A 17,268-nucleotide genomic window follows, 5' to 3' on the forward strand; every position below is an offset into this window, starting at 1 on the left:
GACGACTGAAAATACCGGGAGCTTCACGATCCAACTCCAGCTCGCAGATCCACGCGAGCGAAGTTCCATGAGACACGCGATCGCATGACGAGTCGCAATCAAAGATCGACGAATCGACCTATAGGTTCGACGAACGCCCTGCAGGTTTTTCGCGTGTTGAAACGTAGCAACACACAACGCGAAAAATACTCAACACACTGACGCCGCTAACGATTTTTTAAGTTGTGATCAGCACGCGACTGATAGCAATCGGCACGCGGAATGTGATTTGCCAACATGCTCGCATTCGTCTCGCTTGGTGTCGTTCAAACGCCAAGGTGCGCACGTAACTCAGCTCGGCCGGCGCGCGACACCGGCCAATGGTCTTCATAATCATGCAAGCGCAATTGCCATGCCCCGCTCGACCGGCGCACGACCTCGCGCACGAACTGATGATTGACGACGGCCGTGCGATGAATGCGCACAAACCAGCCCGGCGGGATGAGGCCCAGCCACTGTGTCAGCGGCCTTGGATCGAGTACCATCGCGCCATCCACCAGCCACACCTCGGTATAGTCTTTGGACGAGCGCAGGCCGACGATTTCGGTTAATGGCGTGCCGAGAATGCCATGCGCGCGACGTAGGTAGATCAGTGCGGGATACGCAGCCTGCGAATCTTCCACACCAGAGGTGATCGGCGACCGGCCATAGCGCGCCGCCGCGATGAGATCGGCACAACGAAACAGATCAGCGATTTCATCCGACCATCGGCGCGGCGCCTCGACGGCATCGAAACCGATGCAGGCGACGAGCCTACCGTTATGAAACACCGGCACGCTGAGTACGCTTTTGTTGTTCTGCCTGATAAACTCAGCGCGCAACGCACCGGCGCTGCGCGGCAGTGCCTCGATGTCATTGACCATCACAGCCTGCCCCAGGATTAGCCGTTGATGCAGCCAGCCGATCATTGTGACCGGCACGTGCTGTAGATCCTGCACAAAGGATCCGACTCCGCCGCGACTCCACTCATGGGTGTTGCGAAAGCGCAGATGGTCGGCATCGTATTCGAACATCCATGCGCGATCTGCTTCGGCCTCCACGCCTATGACTTGGAGTATCTCGGCAATCGCCGCATCAAGTGGCCGCGTCAGCAGCAGCATCGCAGTGTCAAACACCCAGCCCGATTGCGACGCCGCAACACGATCATCGCGGCTGACGAATTCCCAGGGCGGGGCTGAATCGGATGACAACTGCAATGCTCGCGGTAGTGATCACAAGACCTACCCAACCATCTTACCTTCGGCAGCGTGTCAATCCCTGCAGAATGGCGACTATTCCATCGCGGCACCCGGGCATCCACACCGTGCGATGCGCCGCGATCTTGGGCAGTCTCCGGCGCCACAACCAGCATTGCAGCGTCCGCTTTTGGCGATACATTGAAGCAAAGCGCATTCGGAGACTGCCGGATCATGCTGCGATTTCTGCCTGTTGTCCTCGGCACCCTGACTTGTTGGGCAATGAGTTGGGTTGTTACCCCAGCACTCGCGCAAAATGCCCCGCGCGGCAGTGAGTGTCTGGCAATGGCCACACGGCCACCACTCGCAATTCCAGTCAGTTTGCGTCGGACTGCTGCGAAGGCCGATGAAGTCTCCATCACCTATGCCGGGCACTCCACCTATTACATCGACACACCCGGCGGCGTGACTATCGCCACCGACTATAACGGCATCTACAAGCTCGATCGCATCCCGGATGTGGTGACGATGAACCGGGCCCACAGCACCCATTACACGCTGTATCCCGACCCGCGCATCAAGACGGTATTGCATGGGTGGGGCGAGAGTGGACAGCCGGCGCAGATCCATGAGCGCATCGGCGATGTGCTGATCCGCAACGTCACGACGGACATCCGCCGCTACTATGGCGATGACGCCGGCGGCGAGATGGTGAAGGACGGCAATTCCATCTTCATCCTCGAGGTTGCCGGCCTGTGCATCGGCCATCTCGGCCATCTGCATCACAAGCTCGACGAGAGCCACTTCGCCGCGATCGGCCGGCTCGACATCGTGATGGTGCCGATCGATGGCAGCTACACAATGTCCCTCGACGGCGTATCCGAGATCACCAAGCGGCTGCGCGCCTCGGTGGTGCTGCCCATGCATCGCTTCATGACACCGCTCAGCGACTTCATGACAAAGATCGGAAAAGATTTCGAAATCGACCAGCGCAGCGCCCAAACGCTGACAATATCACTCAATGCGCTGCCCAAGGCACCGACAGTGATTATTCTCAACGGGGTCTGACGCGCCGGCGAGGCTGAAGCAGGCAGAAGCTGAAACGCTACACCTCTTCCGCGACCACCATATAGTTCACATCCATATCGGACGACAGCGTCCAGCGGTCACCAAGCGGATTGTAGACCACGCCTGATTGTTCGGTGATTTCCAGCCTGTTGCGCGACAGATGATGCGCGAGTTCGTCCGGCGTGACGAATTTGTCCCACTGATGGGTGCCCCGCGGCAGCCAGCGAAGCACATATTCAGCGGCAACAATACCGAGCGCAAAGCTCTTCCAGTTTCGGTTCAGCGTCGAGACCACCATCAGGCCACCGGGCTTCAGCATCGACGCGCAGCGATCGAGGAATGCGCCGACATCGACGACGTGTTCGACGACTTCCATCGCCAGCACGATATCGAAGCGCTCACGCACGTCCATCTCCTCGACGGTGGTGCAACGATAATCGATCGACAAATGCCCTTTGTCGGCGTGCAACTTGGCCGCGGCAATATTGGTGGCGGAGGGATCGATGCCGATCACCTGTGCGCCGAGTCGCGTGAACGGCTCACACAGCAGACCAGCCCCGCAACCGATATCGAGCATACGCAAGCCACTCAGGCAATTCAGGCTGCGAACATTGCGATCGAACTTGCGGCAGGCGGCGTCGCGAATATAAGTCAGGCGCAGCGGGTTGATCTTGTGCAGCGGCGCCATCTTGCCGCGCGGATCCCACCATTCCTCCGACAGCTTCGAGAATTTTGCGACTTCGCTGGCATCGACGGAGGATGCGGAAGCGTCGGAGAAGTTTGCTTGGATGGCCATTGTGGAGCCGTTGTCCTATCGGGCGGTAATATTGCTGCGAAATGCGAGTGGCGACGCGATGGTCTCAATCGACTGTGCATCATTGCCCATGTTCTCAATAAGTACGTCGCCGTAGTTCAGAATGCGACCCATGATGCTCTGATTGACGCTCACGCTGGCAACCTTATCGAGGCTGATCTCGAACGTTTCTCGCGTTATGAAACCAGTCTTGTGGACCACCCGCAGATTGGTGACATCGGTTTCCGTGGTCCAGCGCCGAAACCAGGCGATCACGAACCAATACAGCCCCGCCAGGGCGACGATGGCCGCGCTCGCTAGCAGGAACAAGACTAGGTTCTCATTGAGCGTGGTCCGGGTCAGAACCAGCAGGACGACGGCGGCGATCCAGGCGGCGATCGCCCGGGCATAGATCACCCAATGCAGATTGCTGGAATACAGCACCTTCTCGCCCGGCTGCAGGATATCGTCGATATAGCGCCCCATAAACCGTCCAAAATGCCCTGTCTCGGTGCGTTCTAAGGGACCAGGAGCCCGGGTTGCTTGCCCCCACCCTCGCCGCTATGTATACGCGCGTTTTCGCCCGCGTGCGTAGTGCGCGGTATCTTTACCCACTGTCGTCAGGGAATGCACCACTCGTCATGGGCCGGCTCGTTATGAAATTCGGCGGTACGTCCGTCGCCAACATCGACCGCATCCGCAACGTCGCGCAGCACGTCAAACGCGAGGTCGATGCCGGTCATGAGGTCGCGGTCGTGGTGTCGGCGATGTCGGGCAAAACCAACGAACTGGTGGCCTGGTGCACCGAAGTGTCACCGATGCATGACGCCCGGGAATACGACGCCATCGTCGCGTCCGGTGAGCTCGTGACCGCCGGCCTGCTGGCGATCGCGCTGCAGACCATCGGCATCCAGGCGCGTTCCTGGCAGGGCTGGCAAATCCCGATCAAGACGTCGGACGCCCATGCCTCGGCCCGAATCGACGAGATCGACGGCGACAAGCTCATCAAGCGCTTCAAGGAGCGCAAGGAAGTGGCCGTCATCGCCGGATTCCAGGGCATCCATGCCGAAACCGGCCGCGTCACCACACTCGGCCGCGGCGGGTCCGATACCTCGGCAGTGGCAATTGCCGCCGCCGTCAAAGCCGACCGCTGCGACATCTATACCGACGTGGACGGCGTCTACACCACCGATCCGCGCGTCGTGCCGAAGGCACAACGCATGAACAAGGTGGCGTTTGAGGAAATGCTGGAACTGGCGTCGCAGGGCGCCAAGGTCCTGCAGGTCCGCTCCGTGGAACTCGGCATGACCCACAATATGCCGATTTTCGTGCGCTCAAGTTTCGACAAACCCGAAGACATCGACCCGCACGGCACCCCGCCGGGCACGCTGATCTGCAGCGAGGAGGAAATCATGGAAAGCCACGTCGTTACCGGAATCGCCTTTTCCAAGGACGAGGCCCAGATTTCCGTCCGCCAGATCGAGGACAAGCCGGGCGTCGCCGCCTCGATCTTCGTGCCGCTGGCCGAAGCCAACATCAATGTGGACATGATCGTCCAGAACGTCTCCGAAGACGGCAAGACCACGGACCTGACCTTCACCGTCCCGGCCACCGACTATGCCCGTGCCAAAGAGACTATCACGGCGGCCAAGGCCAAAATCGGCTATGCCCGCATCGACAGCGCGACCGATGTCGCCAAGGTCTCGGTGATCGGATCTGGCATGCGCAGCCATGCCGGCGTCGCCGCGCAAGCCTTTGCCGCCCTTTCCGAGCGCCAGATCAATATCCGGGCAATCACCACGTCCGAGATCAAGTTCTCGGTCCTGATCGATACAGCCTATACGGAACTGGCGGTTCGCACCCTGCACACGCTGTATGGTCTCGACAAAGCGTAGAAAATTTTTCCTGAAACATCCGTTATTTTGATGTGAACGGTGTGTTTCTTGTCTGGCAGGTGTTTTGCTTGGCAAAACAAGCCTCAATTCGCTATACGGCCTGCATGGGCAGCCGTTGCGGCTGAGGGCGCCGTTTCGGACAATCTGATACGGTTCTGTCACTGCGCCTCTTGTTGCGCGGCGGTGCAAATTCTATTGTTTTCTGAGGCTTAGCGTCGGCGCACGGCTTTTGTCAGGTGTCGGCCTCGTGGGGAGGGTGTCGGCACATGCGGAGCGCGTCGGGTGGCCCCCGAGTCTTGCTGAGACGGCTCCGCGAAGTGATGGCGGAGCAGGTCAGCGCTCAGGAACGCCTCGACAAGATCGTGGTGCTGATCGCCGCCAATATGGTGGCGGAAGTCTGCTCGACATACGTGCTGCGCGTCGACAATACACTTGAGCTCTACGCCACCGAAGGCCTCAACCGCGACGCCGTCCACCAGACCGTGCTGAGCTCCCATGAGGGCCTGGTCGGCTTGGTCGCCTCCGAAGCCACACCGCTCAATCTCAACGACGCGCAGAGCCATCCGGCGTTCTCGTTCCGCCCGGAGACCGGCGAAGAAATCTATCACTCGTTCCTCGGCGTGCCGATCCTGCGCGCCGGCAATACGCTCGGCGTGCTGGTAGTGCAGAACCGCGCCAAGCGCACTTATGTCGAGGAAGAAGTCGAGGCACTGCAAACCACCGCCATGGTGCTGGCCGAGATGATCGCCTCCGGCGAGCTATCGGCACTGGCGCAGCCGGGCGCCGAGCCCGCTGCGCGGCATTCCCTGCACAAGACCGGCGCCATCCTTTCCGATGGTATCGCGCTCGGACATGTAGTGCTGCACGAGCCGCGCGTCGTCATCACCAATTACATCGCCGAAGACCTGCCGAAGGAAATCAAACGGCTGGACACCGCGCTGACCAAGCTGCGGTCGGACCTCGACCGCATGCTGGAACGCGGCGACGTCGCCGACGGCGGCGAGCATCGCGATGTCCTCGAAGCCTATCGCATGTTCGCCAATGACCACGGCTGGTCGCACAAGCTGCACGAAGCCGTCGCCACCGGCCTCACCGCCGAAGCCGCCGTCGAACGCGTGCAGTCGGATACCCGTGCGCGCATGCTGCGTTCCACCGATCCCTATCTGCGCGACCGCCTGCACGATCTTGAAGATCTCGGCCACCGCCTGATGCGGCAGCTGGTCGGCCAGGATCACGCGCCGTCGCGCGAACAGATGCCGGACAATGCGATCCTGATCGCACGCGCGATGGGCCCGGCCGCCCTCCTCGACTACGATCGCAAGAAGCTGCGTGGCCTGGTGCTGGAGGAAGGCACGGCTAATTCGCATGTCTCGATCGTGGCACGCGCGCTCGGCATTCCTGCGATCGGCGAAGTCGCAAATGCGCCGGGCATTGCTGATCCAGGCGACGCCGTCATCGTCGATGGCACCTCGGGCTCGATCTATATTCGGCCCTCCGCCGAGATCGAATCCGCTTATGCCGAACGCGTGCGTTTCCGCGCGCGGAGACAGGCGCAGTATTCAGCGTTGCGCGACCTTCCCTGCGTAACCAAGGACGGCCAGAAGGTTGACCTGCTGATCAATGCCGGCCTGATCATCGACCTACCGCATATCGACGATACCGGCTCGGCGGGCATCGGCCTGTTCCGCACCGAACTGCAATTCATGGTCGGGGAAAGCCTGCCCCGCTCCAGCGATCAGCTGGCGCTGTATCGTGCGGTGCTCGATGCTGCCGGCCCCAAGCCGGTGACGTTCCGCACCCTCGATATCGGCGGCGACAAGGCGCTTCCCTACATGGAGACCATCGTCGAGGAGAACCCGGCGCTAGGCTGGCGCGCGATCCGTCTTGGCCTCGATCGACCCGGCCTGCTGCGCGGCCAGATCCGCGCATTGCTGCGCGCCGGCGGCGGGCGGGCGCTGCGCATCATGTTCCCGATGATTTCTGAAGTCGCCGAATTCGATCAGGCCAAGGCGATCATCGAACGCGAGCTGACTTATCTGCGCCAGCATGGCCATGCGCTGCCAGAGCGGATCGATGTTGGCACCATGATCGAGGTGCCTGCGCTAGTCTATCAGCTCGACGAACTCCTGAAGAAGGTCGACTTCGTCTCGGTCGGCTCCAACGACCTGTTCCAGTTCCTGTTCGCTGTCGACCGCGGCAATGCCAAGGTGTCGGAACGCTTCGATACGCTGTCGGCGCCGATCCTGCGCGTACTGCGTGAGATCGTGCAAAAGGGCGACGCCGCCAAACGTCACGTCTCGCTGTGCGGCGAGATGGCCTCGCAGCCGATCGGCGCGCTGGCGCTGATTGGCATGGGCTATCGCTCGCTGTCGCTGTCGGCCACCGCGCACGGCCCCGTGAAGGCAATGATTCTCGACCTCGATGCCAAAAAGGCCGAGGCGCTGATGACACAACTGCTCGACGCTCCCTCGGGCAGCGTTTCGATCCGGCAGAAGCTCACCGAATTCGCTGAGGCCGAGGGACTGTCGTTGTAGCGAGGCTCTGCCCGTACGACGCGCTTCCCCTTTCCGCGATCTCCGAGATTCCACGATGTCCCTGCTGCCCGAAACCAAACTCGACGTACTCCTCGCACATCACGCCTCGCTCGAGGCACAACTGATGGGTCAGGTCAGCGCCGAGAATTATGTGAAGATGACGCGCGAGCTGTCCGAGCTCAATCCGCTGATCGACGCGGTGAAGACCTATCGCGGTGCGCTTGCAGAGATCAAAGATATCGATGCGATGATCGCCGATACTTCGACCGATGCGGAGATGCGCGAGATGGCGCAGGCCGAGCGCCCGGCGCTGGAAGAACGCATCGAGGCGCTGGCGCAGGAAATCCGCGTGGCGCTGTTGCCGAAGGATGCGATGGACGAGCGCAACGTGGTGCTGGAAATCCGTGCCGGCACCGGCGGCGACGAGGCTTCACTCTTCGCCGGCGACCTGTACCGGATGTATGAGCGTTTTGCGGCACTGGCCGGCTGGAAGGTCGAGGTGATTTCGGCGTCCGAAGGCACCATGGGTGGCTACAAGGAAATCATCGCCGAGGTGAAGGGCCGCGGTGCTTTCGCCAAGTTGAAATTCGAATCCGGTGTACACCGCGTGCAGCGCGTGCCCGATACGGAAACTCAGGGGCGCATTCACACGTCGGCGGCAACGGTCGCTGTCATGCCCGAAGTCGAAGAAGTGGATATCGACATCAAGCAGGACGACCTGCGCATCGACACGATGCGCGCCCAGGGCGCCGGCGGCCAGCACGTCAACAAGACCGAATCAGCGATCCGCATCACGCATATCCCGACCGGCATCGTGGTGATGATGCAGGACAGCCGCTCGCAACATAAGAACCGCGCTTCGGCGATGAACATCCTGCGCTCGCGCATCTATGACGCCGAGCAGCAGCGTATCGATTCCGCCCGCTCGGCCGAGCGCAAGGAGAAGGTCGGCTCCGGTGACCGCTCGGAGCGCATCCGCACCTATAATTTCCCGCAGGGCCGCGTCACCGACCACCGCATCAATCTCACGCTCTACAAGCTGCCGCAGGTGATTGCCGGCGAAGCGTTGGGCGAACTGGTCGATGCGCTGACGACAGAGCATCAGGCTGCACAACTCGCTGCCCAGGGCGACGCGGCGTGAGCGCCGGCGACATGTTCGCCGGACAGAGCGTCGAGAACGCACGACGCTCATTGACCAATCTGCTCCGCACCCACAGCATCGATTCCGCTGAACTCGACGCGCGCTTGCTGACAGGCGACGCGCTCGGACTCGATCTGACCGGGTTGATCTCGGCTGCGAATCGCATCTTGACGTCCAATGAAGCGGCCCAACTTGCCCGCTTCGCACAGCGCCGCATCGATGGCGAACCCGTGGCCCGTGTCCTAGGCATGAAAGAATTCTGGGGTCTGCCGCTGCAGCTATCGCCCGACACGCTGGTGCCCCGTCCCGATACCGAAACCCTCGTCGAGGCGGCGCTCGAACTTCTCGATGCGACAGGTCCGCGTGACCGTCCGCTTGTGATCGCCGATCTCGGCACAGGCTCCGGCGCAATCCTGCTGGCGCTGCTTTCGGAGTTAACCAACGCCACCGGCATTGCGACCGATATCAATCTCGACGCCCTGCGAACGGCTCGCTCCAACGCTGCGCAACTCGGCTTGATCGAGCGCGCCCATTTCGCTGTCTGCGACTATGCCTCAGCCCTGGCCGGCGGCTTCGACCTGATCGTCTCCAATCCGCCCTATATTCCCTCGGCCGACATTGCCGGCCTCGACATCGAGGTGCGCGACCACGACCCGCTCCGCGCCTTGGATGGTGGAAAAGACGGACTAAATGCCTATCGAACCATCGCCCCCGAAGCCGCCCGGTTGCTGGTGCCCGGCGGCCTCCTGGTGGTCGAGGTGGGCCACGACCAAAGCGACGATGTCGCCGGTCTGATGACGGTGTCCGGGTTAACCCTGCCGGGGCCAGCCAAAGCCGATCTGGGCGGCATTCGCAGGGCGGTATCGGGACAAAAAAAGCCCCGATAAAGCCTTCTTGCGACAGAAAAAACCACTTGGAATATCCCCGGGGAGCGACTACCTTCCTGTCACAACATCGGTTCAGGGTTGGCTCGCCCCGTAGATTTACGGCAGGAAGCCAGAATTCTCGCTAGAGAGCCCGTCCGGGTGAAAGGTTCCAACAGGCAGGTTTGGTTGAGCGCGATGGCTGAGAGAGCTGCGCTGCTCGCGACCGCAAAGCGAACGAAAGCCTGATATTGCGCTTTAAACTTCACGCACAGAAGCCTGACCTTGTTTCGGCAGGTGGGTGATTTGGTCCGGCTGGCACGGTCAGCGGGCGGTTGGGGAACGCGTCTTTGTTGAACGCGAATGACGGCAAGATCGATGCAGCAAAGGTCTGCACGACGATTCGGGTGCTTCGCGCGTCCGCATCCCGCAATGTGCTGCGGCAATCATCTCTTTGAAACATAGCTCTGTGACACTCTGGATCGATAACTGAAGGCGACACATGCGAAACGGTCAGAACAACAACAACAAGCGGATGCGGAACAACAACAACCGCAACAACAATAATAATAATAACAACAATAACAATCGGCGCGGCCAGAACCCGATGACCCGGGTCTTCGAATCGAATGGCCCCGACATCAAGATCCGCGGTACCGCCTCCCACGTCGCAGAGAAGTACGTCCAGCTCGCCCGCGATGCACGCAGCTCCGGCGATCCCGTTGCTGCCGAGAACTACTATCAGCACGCCGAGCACTATTTCCGCCTGATCGCCGCCGCGCAGGAGCAGTTCCGGCAGAATCAGCCGCAACCGCGCACCGAAAACGAGATGCCGCCTGAGGACAACGATGACGAGAGCGAGAGCTACTCGAACTTCGGTGCCGAGCCCGGTTTCGTGCCGGTACAACAGCAGCCCTTTGCGCAGCGCGAGCAGCCTCCGCAGCGTGAGGGTGGTCAGCCCTATCAGCAGCGCGGCGAACAGCCCTATCAGCCCCGCGAGAACAATAATCGCGAACACCGTCAGCAGAATCAGCCGCAGGGCCAGCCGCAATATCAGCCGCAACCGCAGCCGATGATGCCGGTCGGCGATGGTGTCGATCGTCTGCCTTCTTTCATCACGGGTGGTGCGCAGCCTCAGCCGGGTGCTGCTCCAGGCGGCTTCGAACAGAATGCTGGTGGGGAGCGCTTCCCGCCGCGTCGTCGCCGCCGTCCGCACGGTCCTCGCCCCGACGTTGCTGCAGCTGGCGCGCCGGCAGAAGCACCAAGCGACGATTTCAATCCGGGCAACTCATAAGCCCAGCCGCTCTCCGGCGAGAGAGCGCACATCACGAGGCTTAGATTGGCCGTGGCTCAAAAAGCCGCGGCCAATTCTTTTGCGCCTGGCAGATTGCTGTTGCTGTCCATTCGCGCATTGGTAACTGCGAGTAGCTTGGCCACGGTATTGTGGCGGATCGCCACCGGATTGCGCTCATACCCGCCACGCTGGAAGAAGTTCGCCGTCGGCACCTGTTCACGCATCGCCAGCGGCATGGTCACCATATCGAAGCCGTTGCCATCGCCAGTGAGATTCATCATCTCAAGCTCGGCTGCGCTGAGCGGGCGATCAAACCCGCGGGCGCGGGCAAAATTCACTGACGTCAGTAGTTTGTGGACCTGCAATTGCGGGCCGATATCCATGTCTAGCACCAGCGCGTGCATGGCCCAGCCCTGCGGGGTCGTGCCAAGCTTCTCAAGAGCGCTCCAGTTTTGCGGAACAGTGCGCACAGTCGCCTGCATGCGCTTGAAGACCGCAATCTTGTGATCCATCGCCTTACGCTGCGGTCCCGAGAGCGTCGATGCCTTCTCGGTCAGAACTTTCAAAATCTGAGGCCCCTTTTCGGCAACGAGCGTCGTCGTATTGGCTGTGAGCAGCTGATTGTAGCCGATAGCGGTGGAGATCGCGCGAGACCCCGGACGCGACGGGTTCAGGCCCGACTGCATGTCATGGCCGCCATTGCCACCGGTCTCGAAGGAATAGACGCGTACCGCAATGTCGCGTGTCAGCCCGGCCTGCAGGGCGGCACGAGCATAAGCGCGCTTGAACTCCATCTCATTGGCAGGCCGCTGCGGCACGAACTGGAATTGCTCCCTCGCCGCCGCGAGGAAATCCGCCACCACCGGAAGATCCTTGCGGACGCGCGGATCGCTATCCTCGGGCTCCGGATTCACCGGACGTTTTGGTCCTTCATAAAGCGGCGCCTGTTCCAGCACGTAGTCATTAAGCGTGATCTGCTGGCGGTCGCGGCGCTTGGCATTGCGGATTTTTCGCTTCTCAGAGATTGCATCCCAATAGGCACCGGCCTCCTGATCGAAGGCCGCGCGCGCTTCCTGATATTCCGCAAGCTTGCGTCGGTATTCTGCGACGGCCTGCGGCGAGGCGCCCTGCGCCATCGCATTGGCAACGCCTGCCGGTAATTGGGCGGAATCCAGCGCATGACCGACCGGCATGAACAAAAATACCGCGAGCGGGACAGTGGCAGTAAAGGTGCGAATCAAATGAAACATGGGACCTGTCGAGATGGCAGCCGGCATAGCCGGCCATGCAGAGGAATGAGGCGGGACGCCGCCCCGCGCCCGTCCCAAGCGGGTCAAACATACCCCGCTTTAAAATGACGTTGGATGAGTTTGGTGAACAATGTCTTTCCAAGGCCGGACGCTGCCTGCGCTGACACGTCGCGCCGGGGAGCAGAATCACTTCCAGGCGAAGACCGGCTGCTCCAGCTCGGCCACACGGGTGGTGCGCCCCGCGAGAACTTCGCTGAACTGATAGATCAGCGCGGCGGTCGGCGCGTGAATAAAGTGGCCGAAATGGCTGTAGCGGATCAGACGCCGGTCGCTCTCGGGAATGGCAACGAAATCGAACGCCTGCGGCCGCGCGATCTGCGACAGCGCAATGCGATGAACCGAGGCGACCTCATCGGGGTTCGGCATCAATTGAACGCTGTCGTGCGCCCACATGACGACAGGCGTGATCAGATAGCCGGAGCGGGTCGGGTAATCGTCGAGGACGCCGATGACATCGTCCTGCGTGAGCTGCAGACCGAGCTCCTCACGCAACTCGCGGATTGCCGCCTGCACGGGTGTCTCACCAGGATCGCAGCGACCGCCAGGGGGCGCCCATTGATTACTGTGAGCGCGCAGACCGGACGCGCGTAACGTCAGCAACAGCGAGGTCTCCAATTCGGTCGCCGCTTTAACCATCACGAGGGCCACCGCCGCATGCTTCAGCCCCGAAGCGTACTGGCCCTTGTCGATCCGCGTGAATGCGGCCAGGCGCGTCTCGATCATTGTTCGGGTGGCGGCATTGAACGGCAGGATCATCCGCAATTGATAGCACAATCGCGGATGATCCAACAAAGCCGTACAAATTCAGCGCATCAGGCCAGTTCAGATGCCGCGCGCTGCATGTTGTCCGACATATCACTGGTCACAGTGCTCTGCTCCTCGACGGCCGCCGCCGTCGAGGTCACGAACTCGTTAACATGTTCGATCGCCTGCTTGATCGAGACCAGTGCGCCAACCACGTCACCGGAGATACCGTTCAGGGCCTCGATTTCGCTGCTTATCTTGTCGGTCGCCTGCTTGGCCTGGTTGGCCAAATTCTTGACCTCCGCGGCCACCACCGCAAAGCCCCGCCCCGCCTCACCGGCGCGAGCCGATTCGATGGTCGCATTGAGGGCGAGCAGATTGATCTGGCCGGTGATGTCGCCGATGAGCCCAACGATGCCTCCCATGGCATGTGCAGCCGAGGTGAGCCGCTGCGCCTGGATGTCCGCCGTCTCCACCTGTTGCACCGCGGATTCTGCCGTCTGCCGGGACTTCACCATCGTCTCGGAGATTTCGCGGATCGATGCATTCATCTCTTCGCTGCCGGCAGCGACCGACTCGATCAAGGAACGAGCGCGCTCAGCTTTCAGGCGGGCCATGGCCTGCGCCGTAATATCGGCAGCGTATTTGACCACCTTAAACGGCTTGCCATTCAGATCGAAAATCGGATTGTAGGATGCCTGGATCCAGATCTCCCGCCCCCCCTTTCCGATGCGCCTGTATTCTGCGGCCTGATAGGTCCCGCGATTGAGGCTCGCCCAGAATTCCACATAGGCCGCGCCAGATCGCTCTATCGGATCGACAAACATGCTGTGATGCCGGTCCCGGATTTCGTCGATCGTGTAACCGACCGTATCAAGGAAATTCTGGTTTGCCGTCAGGATGGTGCCATCCATGCGGAACTCGATGACCGCCTGCGACTTGCGAATAGCCGCCATCTGGCCGTTGCTATCAGCGGCAAGCAACTTTTGTTGGGTCACGTCGGTCGCGAATTTCACAACCTTGAACGGCTTGCCGGCATCATTGAGAATCGGATTATAGGTCGCGAGAATCCAGATTTCCTTGCCACCCTTGCCGACGCGCTTGTATTCGGCCGCCTGATACTCACCCCGGCCGAGCCGCGCCCAGAAGTCCCGGTAGGCTGCGCCATCGCGTTCACCGGCTTCCACGAACATGCTGTGATGCCGCCCCTGTATTTCGGACAGCGCGTAACCAAGCGTGTTCAGGAAATTCTCGTTTGCGGTAATGATAGTTCCGTCAAGATTGAATTCGATGACCGCCTGCGCACGGCTGATCGCGATCACTTTTCCGGAGGCTTCGAGGCTTTCGAGTTTCTGCGCCGTGATATCTGTAGCGAATTTGATGACTTTGAACGGCTTACCACTCTTGTCCATGATCGGGTTATAGGAGGCCTCGATCCAGATCTCCCTGCCGCCTTTGGCGACCCGCTTGAACTGCCCTGCCTGAAATTCACCCCTGTTAAGGTTACCCCAGAACTCCCGATAAGCGACACTCTCGTGTACGGCAGGCTCCACAAATATACTGTGGTGCTTGCCCTTGATCTCATCGAGCGTGTAGCCGAGCGCCTTGAGAAAATTCTCATTCGCTTTGATGATCGTGCCATCGAGATTGAATTCTATGATGGCCTGGGAGCGACTGATGGCGGTCGCTTGCGCCAACGCATTCTGCAAATCGGTCTTGCTCTGTCGGTTAAACATCTGTCGCTCCGTGGCCAAAACGGCCGTTGTCGTAAAATAGTCGACGAACGACGTCGCGCGGCACTGCGCGTCGTTTCCTCAAATCAAATAAACTGGAAGGTTCGAGCAGCTGACCTAGTCGACCAGCTGCTGATTCTGTGATCCCTCACGCCCCCAATAGGCCGCTACCTTTTCAGCCAGCTGGTTGTGGTTGTCATGCAGCTTGGCATTGCTGCTCGCCGCCGGTTGATCGGCCGTACCGGCTGTCAAGCTGCGTGCAGCAATCTGCTGAAAATACTCGAGCACAGCGATACGCAGGTTAGATGATAAATTTGGTGTTTCGCGCTTGCGCTCAATCTTCTCGATATAGTGCTCGATAGTGGTATTCTCCATGCGAACGATCGCTTGCAGGCTGGCCCAGAAGCTATCTTCCAGGCTGACGCTAGTGCGTTTTTTCGAGACGACAACCGAGCGCTTGCGGTTAACGTTGGGGCGGTTCATTGCGGCTTCGTATCCCATTTTATCAGTCCTCTTCTGTTAAAGCTGGCATTGAAGTTCACGCGTTACTGATTCAGTTCACCAACACTGCACCGTCACAGCGAATGCCGGATACCCACACATCGGCCTGTCCAATTCCGACGCCGAGACTTGCCAACGTTGCCGCCAGCAATTGATCGATTGAACTGGTTGCCCCGCTGATGATGCTGGTGACGAGTCCACCAAGACCCGGGATCGCCAAACCCAGTCCAAGAACACTGATGTTGAGGTCGCCAAGCAGACTGCCCGTCAGGGACGACGTGAAGTTTGTCGTGTTTACGGTCTTCTTCGTCTGCGACGTGATATCCGAATAGCTGAAATTGACGCTGACCGGCGTGGTGTTACCCATGCCCGCATGGGCCTTTGCCGTCACAATTGGAATACCCAGGAGATTCACAAGCGGTGCCGGCCCTGGATTCGGCTTGGTCGCAGCATTGTTGAGGTCGGCTACAGTGACGTTACCTATCCATGCATCGACAATGCCCGGCGTAACGCCAAGCGTGACGCTCGATGTATTGACGTTGGGATAGCCGCAACTGACCTTGTTCAGCGTCGCTGTGCCCGACGCGACCTCTACATAAACCGGTAGATTGACCAACGACGCCGAACCACTTCCGATCAACTGGATGGATAGCAGCACACGTGTCTGAGCTGTATGAACACTGACGCCCTGCGTGCCCACGGCAATCCAGCCGGATCCCTGTGGCCGTGTGCCAATAGTCGCCGTCAGTGACGCGCTGGCAATGCCCGGCAGACCTAAATTGACGGATGTGGCGATCTGGTTGGTGCCGTTAGCGATTCCAGCTGTTGCCTGTAGCAAATCGTAAAGCGAGATGCTCACACCGTCTTTCGGCTTGACGCCCACAATCAGGTTCGCGTAGGGGCCCGCATCGATCAGCTTGCCAGGCGCAATCTTGGTCGTCACGGATGCCGAAGCCTGCGATATCGTCGAGAGTGCGGTGGTCGCGGTGCCGCTGCCATTGGTAGTCTGCTGCGCGCTCAGCGCTGCGGCAAGAACGTCCCCGATCTTGATGTTCGAATTCAGCAGCGTGTCATAAGTCACACCGGTCAGACCGACGCGCGTCGCCAGCGCTGAGAGGAAGGTGAAAGCATCGATGCGCGCGCCAAGAAGCGCATTGTAGTCCATGACTGACAGCGACAGGGTCGTTCCCAGCATTGATCCGAGAACACTATTCAACAAGCCGCCATTTAACGATGCCAATCGCGAACCGATCGAGAACGACGCGATGGCCGTCGTTGTTGCGGTCGCCGTTGTCTTGATGGTGAAATTGTTGCTGCCGGTAAAGAAATGGCTGAAGTAGAGCGGCGTCGCCGTCTGAAGACTGACCCGCGCCGCATTGGCTGTTCCAGTCGCTGGCGTGACAAAGCGGCTTTGCGCAGCGACGGCGGAATTGGTTGTGTAAGTTCCGAGTTCTACACCGACCAGAGCGCTTGCTGGATAGTTATTGCTGGTGACCGCCGCCTTTGCTGCGTTTGTCGCATTGCTTAAGTTGCTGGCCGCAACGATCGCGGCGAGATCCGTGGCAGCCTGCGTCTTGCGACGATCGGCGGCAATGGTCCCGATATCGACACCCAGTGCAGCACAACAAACGGCCAGGATCATGCCGCCCGCAGACATGATGGCAATATTTCCGCGCTGGTCGGCGCGAAACCTCTTGAGAAGTGCGCGCATCGGTTCCATCGCTCAGAACCCTCCGTAGGGAATGGCGGCAGATCGCGAGACTTGCGATGGAGGCATCGGCACCAAAGGAAGTGAATAGATGAACATGGTCGACGCGTCGTAGTTGACCGTGACCACGAAGACGTTTGCGTTCGACGACGATGTCGCTGCATTGACGCTCAGCTTTGACGCATTGATCAGCGGATAAGTCGCGGCATTCGACGTGACATAGGTCGATGCAATCGAGCCACGTTCGGTCTCGGTCAGCCCGGCGACAGAGGAACGTACTGCCTCGGCAGCAAGCTGCTGAACACCGTGAACGACTGCAAAATATGACCCAAAGACGACGATGCCGAAAACGATCGACAGAAAGACGGGAAGCAGCATCGCGAATTCGACTGCGGAAGAACCGCGTCGACACGATAGGAGTTTTTTCATGCTGGCATCGAATCTCAACATGCGCTGAGCTTCGCAAGACC

At 60.1% G+C, this 17,268-nt stretch carries 15 protein-coding genes; 6 read left to right on the plus strand and 9 right to left on the minus strand.

Going from position 1 to position 17,268, the window contains the following annotated elements; all coding sequences use genetic code 11:
• Positions 1–305 precede the first annotated feature (305 nt).
• Entirely contained in the window at positions 306–1,139 is an 834-nt protein-coding gene (locus BLW80_RS07390) for a LytTR family transcriptional regulator DNA-binding domain-containing protein (protein WP_170849605.1), read from the minus strand.
• A 309-nt stretch (positions 1,140–1,448) separates the two neighbouring features.
• Between BLW80_RS07390 and BLW80_RS07395 the strand changes: the two genes are divergently transcribed.
• The gene (locus tag BLW80_RS07395; RefSeq protein ID WP_093757482.1) at positions 1,449–2,282 is read left to right on the plus strand and encodes an MBL fold metallo-hydrolase; all 834 of its coding nucleotides are present in this window, start codon (positions 1,449–1,451) and stop codon (positions 2,280–2,282) included.
• Positions 2,283–2,319: 37 nt separating this feature from the next.
• Here BLW80_RS07395 and ubiG read toward each other — a convergent pair whose 3' ends face one another.
• Together ubiG and BLW80_RS07405 are read right to left on the minus strand one after the other, a co-directional pair.
• On the minus strand, positions 2,320–3,078 hold the full coding sequence (gene ubiG, locus BLW80_RS07400; protein WP_093757483.1) for a bifunctional 2-polyprenyl-6-hydroxyphenol methylase/3-demethylubiquinol 3-O-methyltransferase UbiG: 759 nt from the start codon (positions 3,076–3,078) through the stop codon (positions 2,320–2,322).
• A 15-nt stretch (positions 3,079–3,093) separates the two neighbouring features.
• The gene (locus tag BLW80_RS07405) at positions 3,094–3,561 is read right to left on the minus strand and encodes a PH domain-containing protein (protein WP_093757484.1); all 468 of its coding nucleotides are present in this window, start codon (positions 3,559–3,561) and stop codon (positions 3,094–3,096) included.
• A 155-nt stretch (positions 3,562–3,716) separates the two neighbouring features.
• On the opposite strand from BLW80_RS07405, the gene BLW80_RS07410 reads away from it, so the two are divergent.
• From BLW80_RS07410 to BLW80_RS07430, 5 genes are all read left to right on the plus strand, one after another.
• Positions 3,717–4,970 (plus strand): aspartate kinase, encoded by a 1,254-nt coding sequence (locus BLW80_RS07410; protein ID WP_089267720.1) that lies wholly within the window; start codon positions 3,717–3,719, stop codon positions 4,968–4,970.
• Positions 4,971–5,236: 266 nt separating this feature from the next.
• Complete coding sequence (gene ptsP / locus BLW80_RS07415) at positions 5,237–7,504, plus strand: phosphoenolpyruvate--protein phosphotransferase (RefSeq protein ID WP_089267721.1); 2,268 nt, start codon at positions 5,237–5,239, stop codon at positions 7,502–7,504.
• A gap of 55 nt (positions 7,505–7,559) precedes the next feature.
• The gene (gene prfA, locus BLW80_RS07420; protein WP_068729404.1) at positions 7,560–8,645 is read left to right on the plus strand and encodes a peptide chain release factor 1; all 1,086 of its coding nucleotides are present in this window, start codon (positions 7,560–7,562) and stop codon (positions 8,643–8,645) included.
• Positions 8,642–9,532: a peptide chain release factor N(5)-glutamine methyltransferase gene (gene prmC / locus BLW80_RS07425; RefSeq protein WP_093757485.1), complete on the plus strand. Its 891-nt coding sequence runs from the start codon at positions 8,642–8,644 to the stop codon at positions 9,530–9,532. The genes prfA and prmC overlap by 4 nt, the downstream gene beginning before the upstream one ends.
• Positions 9,533–10,010: 478 nt before the next feature.
• Entirely contained in the window at positions 10,011–10,802 is a 792-nt protein-coding gene (locus BLW80_RS07430) for a DUF4167 domain-containing protein (protein WP_093757486.1), read from the plus strand.
• Positions 10,803–10,858: 56 nt separating this feature from the next.
• On the opposite strand, the gene BLW80_RS07435 is transcribed toward BLW80_RS07430, so the two are convergent.
• From BLW80_RS07435 to BLW80_RS07460, 6 genes are all read right to left on the minus strand, one after another.
• Entirely contained in the window at positions 10,859–11,995 is a 1,137-nt protein-coding gene (locus BLW80_RS07435; RefSeq protein ID WP_244528139.1) for a D-(-)-3-hydroxybutyrate oligomer hydrolase, read from the minus strand.
• Between the two features lie 243 nt (positions 11,996–12,238).
• Positions 12,239–12,868 carry an NUDIX hydrolase gene (locus BLW80_RS07440; RefSeq protein WP_093757488.1) on the minus strand — a complete coding sequence of 210 codons (630 nt, stop codon included), beginning with the start codon at positions 12,866–12,868 and terminating at the stop codon, positions 12,239–12,241.
• A 56-nt stretch (positions 12,869–12,924) separates the two neighbouring features.
• Positions 12,925–14,592 carry a methyl-accepting chemotaxis protein gene (locus BLW80_RS07445; RefSeq protein WP_093757489.1) on the minus strand — a complete coding sequence of 556 codons (1,668 nt, stop codon included), beginning with the start codon at positions 14,590–14,592 and terminating at the stop codon, positions 12,925–12,927.
• A gap of 114 nt (positions 14,593–14,706) precedes the next feature.
• Positions 14,707–15,090 (minus strand): ribbon-helix-helix domain-containing protein, encoded by a 384-nt coding sequence (locus tag BLW80_RS07450; protein ID WP_093757490.1) that lies wholly within the window; start codon positions 15,088–15,090, stop codon positions 14,707–14,709.
• 52 nt (positions 15,091–15,142) lie between these two features.
• Positions 15,143–16,801: a TadG family pilus assembly protein gene (locus BLW80_RS07455; RefSeq protein ID WP_093758153.1), complete on the minus strand. Its 1,659-nt coding sequence runs from the start codon at positions 16,799–16,801 to the stop codon at positions 15,143–15,145.
• A gap of 12 nt (positions 16,802–16,813) precedes the next feature.
• On the minus strand, positions 16,814–17,227 hold the full coding sequence (locus tag BLW80_RS07460) for a TadE/TadG family type IV pilus assembly protein (protein WP_093757491.1): 414 nt from the start codon (positions 17,225–17,227) through the stop codon (positions 16,814–16,816).
• Between the last annotated feature and the right edge of the window lie 41 nt (positions 17,228–17,268).

The sequence above is a fragment of the Tardiphaga sp. OK245 genome, from assembly GCF_900108575.1.
Classification (GTDB): domain Bacteria; phylum Pseudomonadota; class Alphaproteobacteria; order Rhizobiales; family Xanthobacteraceae; genus Tardiphaga; species Tardiphaga robiniae.

Excerpts from the sequence above, each read along its gene's own strand:
- BLW80_RS07395 (WP_093757482.1), top strand. The coding sequence starts at position 1,449 with ATGCTGCGATTTCTGCCTGTTGTCCTCGGCACCCTGACTTGTTGGGCA.
- BLW80_RS07405 (WP_093757484.1), bottom strand. The coding sequence starts at position 3,561 with ATGGGGCGCTATATCGACGATATCCTGCAGCCGGGCGAGAAGGTGCTG.
- BLW80_RS07440 (WP_093757488.1), bottom strand. The coding sequence starts at position 12,868 with ATGATCCTGCCGTTCAATGCCGCCACCCGAACAATGATCGAGACGCGC.
- BLW80_RS07410 (WP_089267720.1), top strand. The coding sequence starts at position 3,717 with ATGGGCCGGCTCGTTATGAAATTCGGCGGTACGTCCGTCGCCAACATC.
- BLW80_RS07455 (WP_093758153.1), bottom strand. The coding sequence starts at position 16,801 with ATGCGCGCACTTCTCAAGAGGTTTCGCGCCGACCAGCGCGGAAATATT.
- BLW80_RS07445 (WP_093757489.1), bottom strand. The coding sequence starts at position 14,592 with ATGTTTAACCGACAGAGCAAGACCGATTTGCAGAATGCGTTGGCGCAA.
- BLW80_RS07450 (WP_093757490.1), bottom strand. The coding sequence starts at position 15,090 with ATGGGATACGAAGCCGCAATGAACCGCCCCAACGTTAACCGCAAGCGC.
- ptsP (WP_089267721.1), top strand. The coding sequence starts at position 5,237 with ATGCGGAGCGCGTCGGGTGGCCCCCGAGTCTTGCTGAGACGGCTCCGC.
- prfA (WP_068729404.1), top strand. The coding sequence starts at position 7,560 with ATGTCCCTGCTGCCCGAAACCAAACTCGACGTACTCCTCGCACATCAC.
- ubiG (WP_093757483.1), bottom strand. The coding sequence starts at position 3,078 with ATGGCCATCCAAGCAAACTTCTCCGACGCTTCCGCATCCTCCGTCGAT.
- BLW80_RS07390 (WP_170849605.1), bottom strand. The coding sequence starts at position 1,139 with ATGCTGCTGCTGACGCGGCCACTTGATGCGGCGATTGCCGAGATACTC.
- BLW80_RS07430 (WP_093757486.1), top strand. The coding sequence starts at position 10,011 with ATGCGAAACGGTCAGAACAACAACAACAAGCGGATGCGGAACAACAAC.
- BLW80_RS07460 (WP_093757491.1), bottom strand. The coding sequence starts at position 17,227 with ATGAAAAAACTCCTATCGTGTCGACGCGGTTCTTCCGCAGTCGAATTC.
- BLW80_RS07435 (WP_244528139.1), bottom strand. The coding sequence starts at position 11,995 with ATGCCGGTCGGTCATGCGCTGGATTCCGCCCAATTACCGGCAGGCGTT.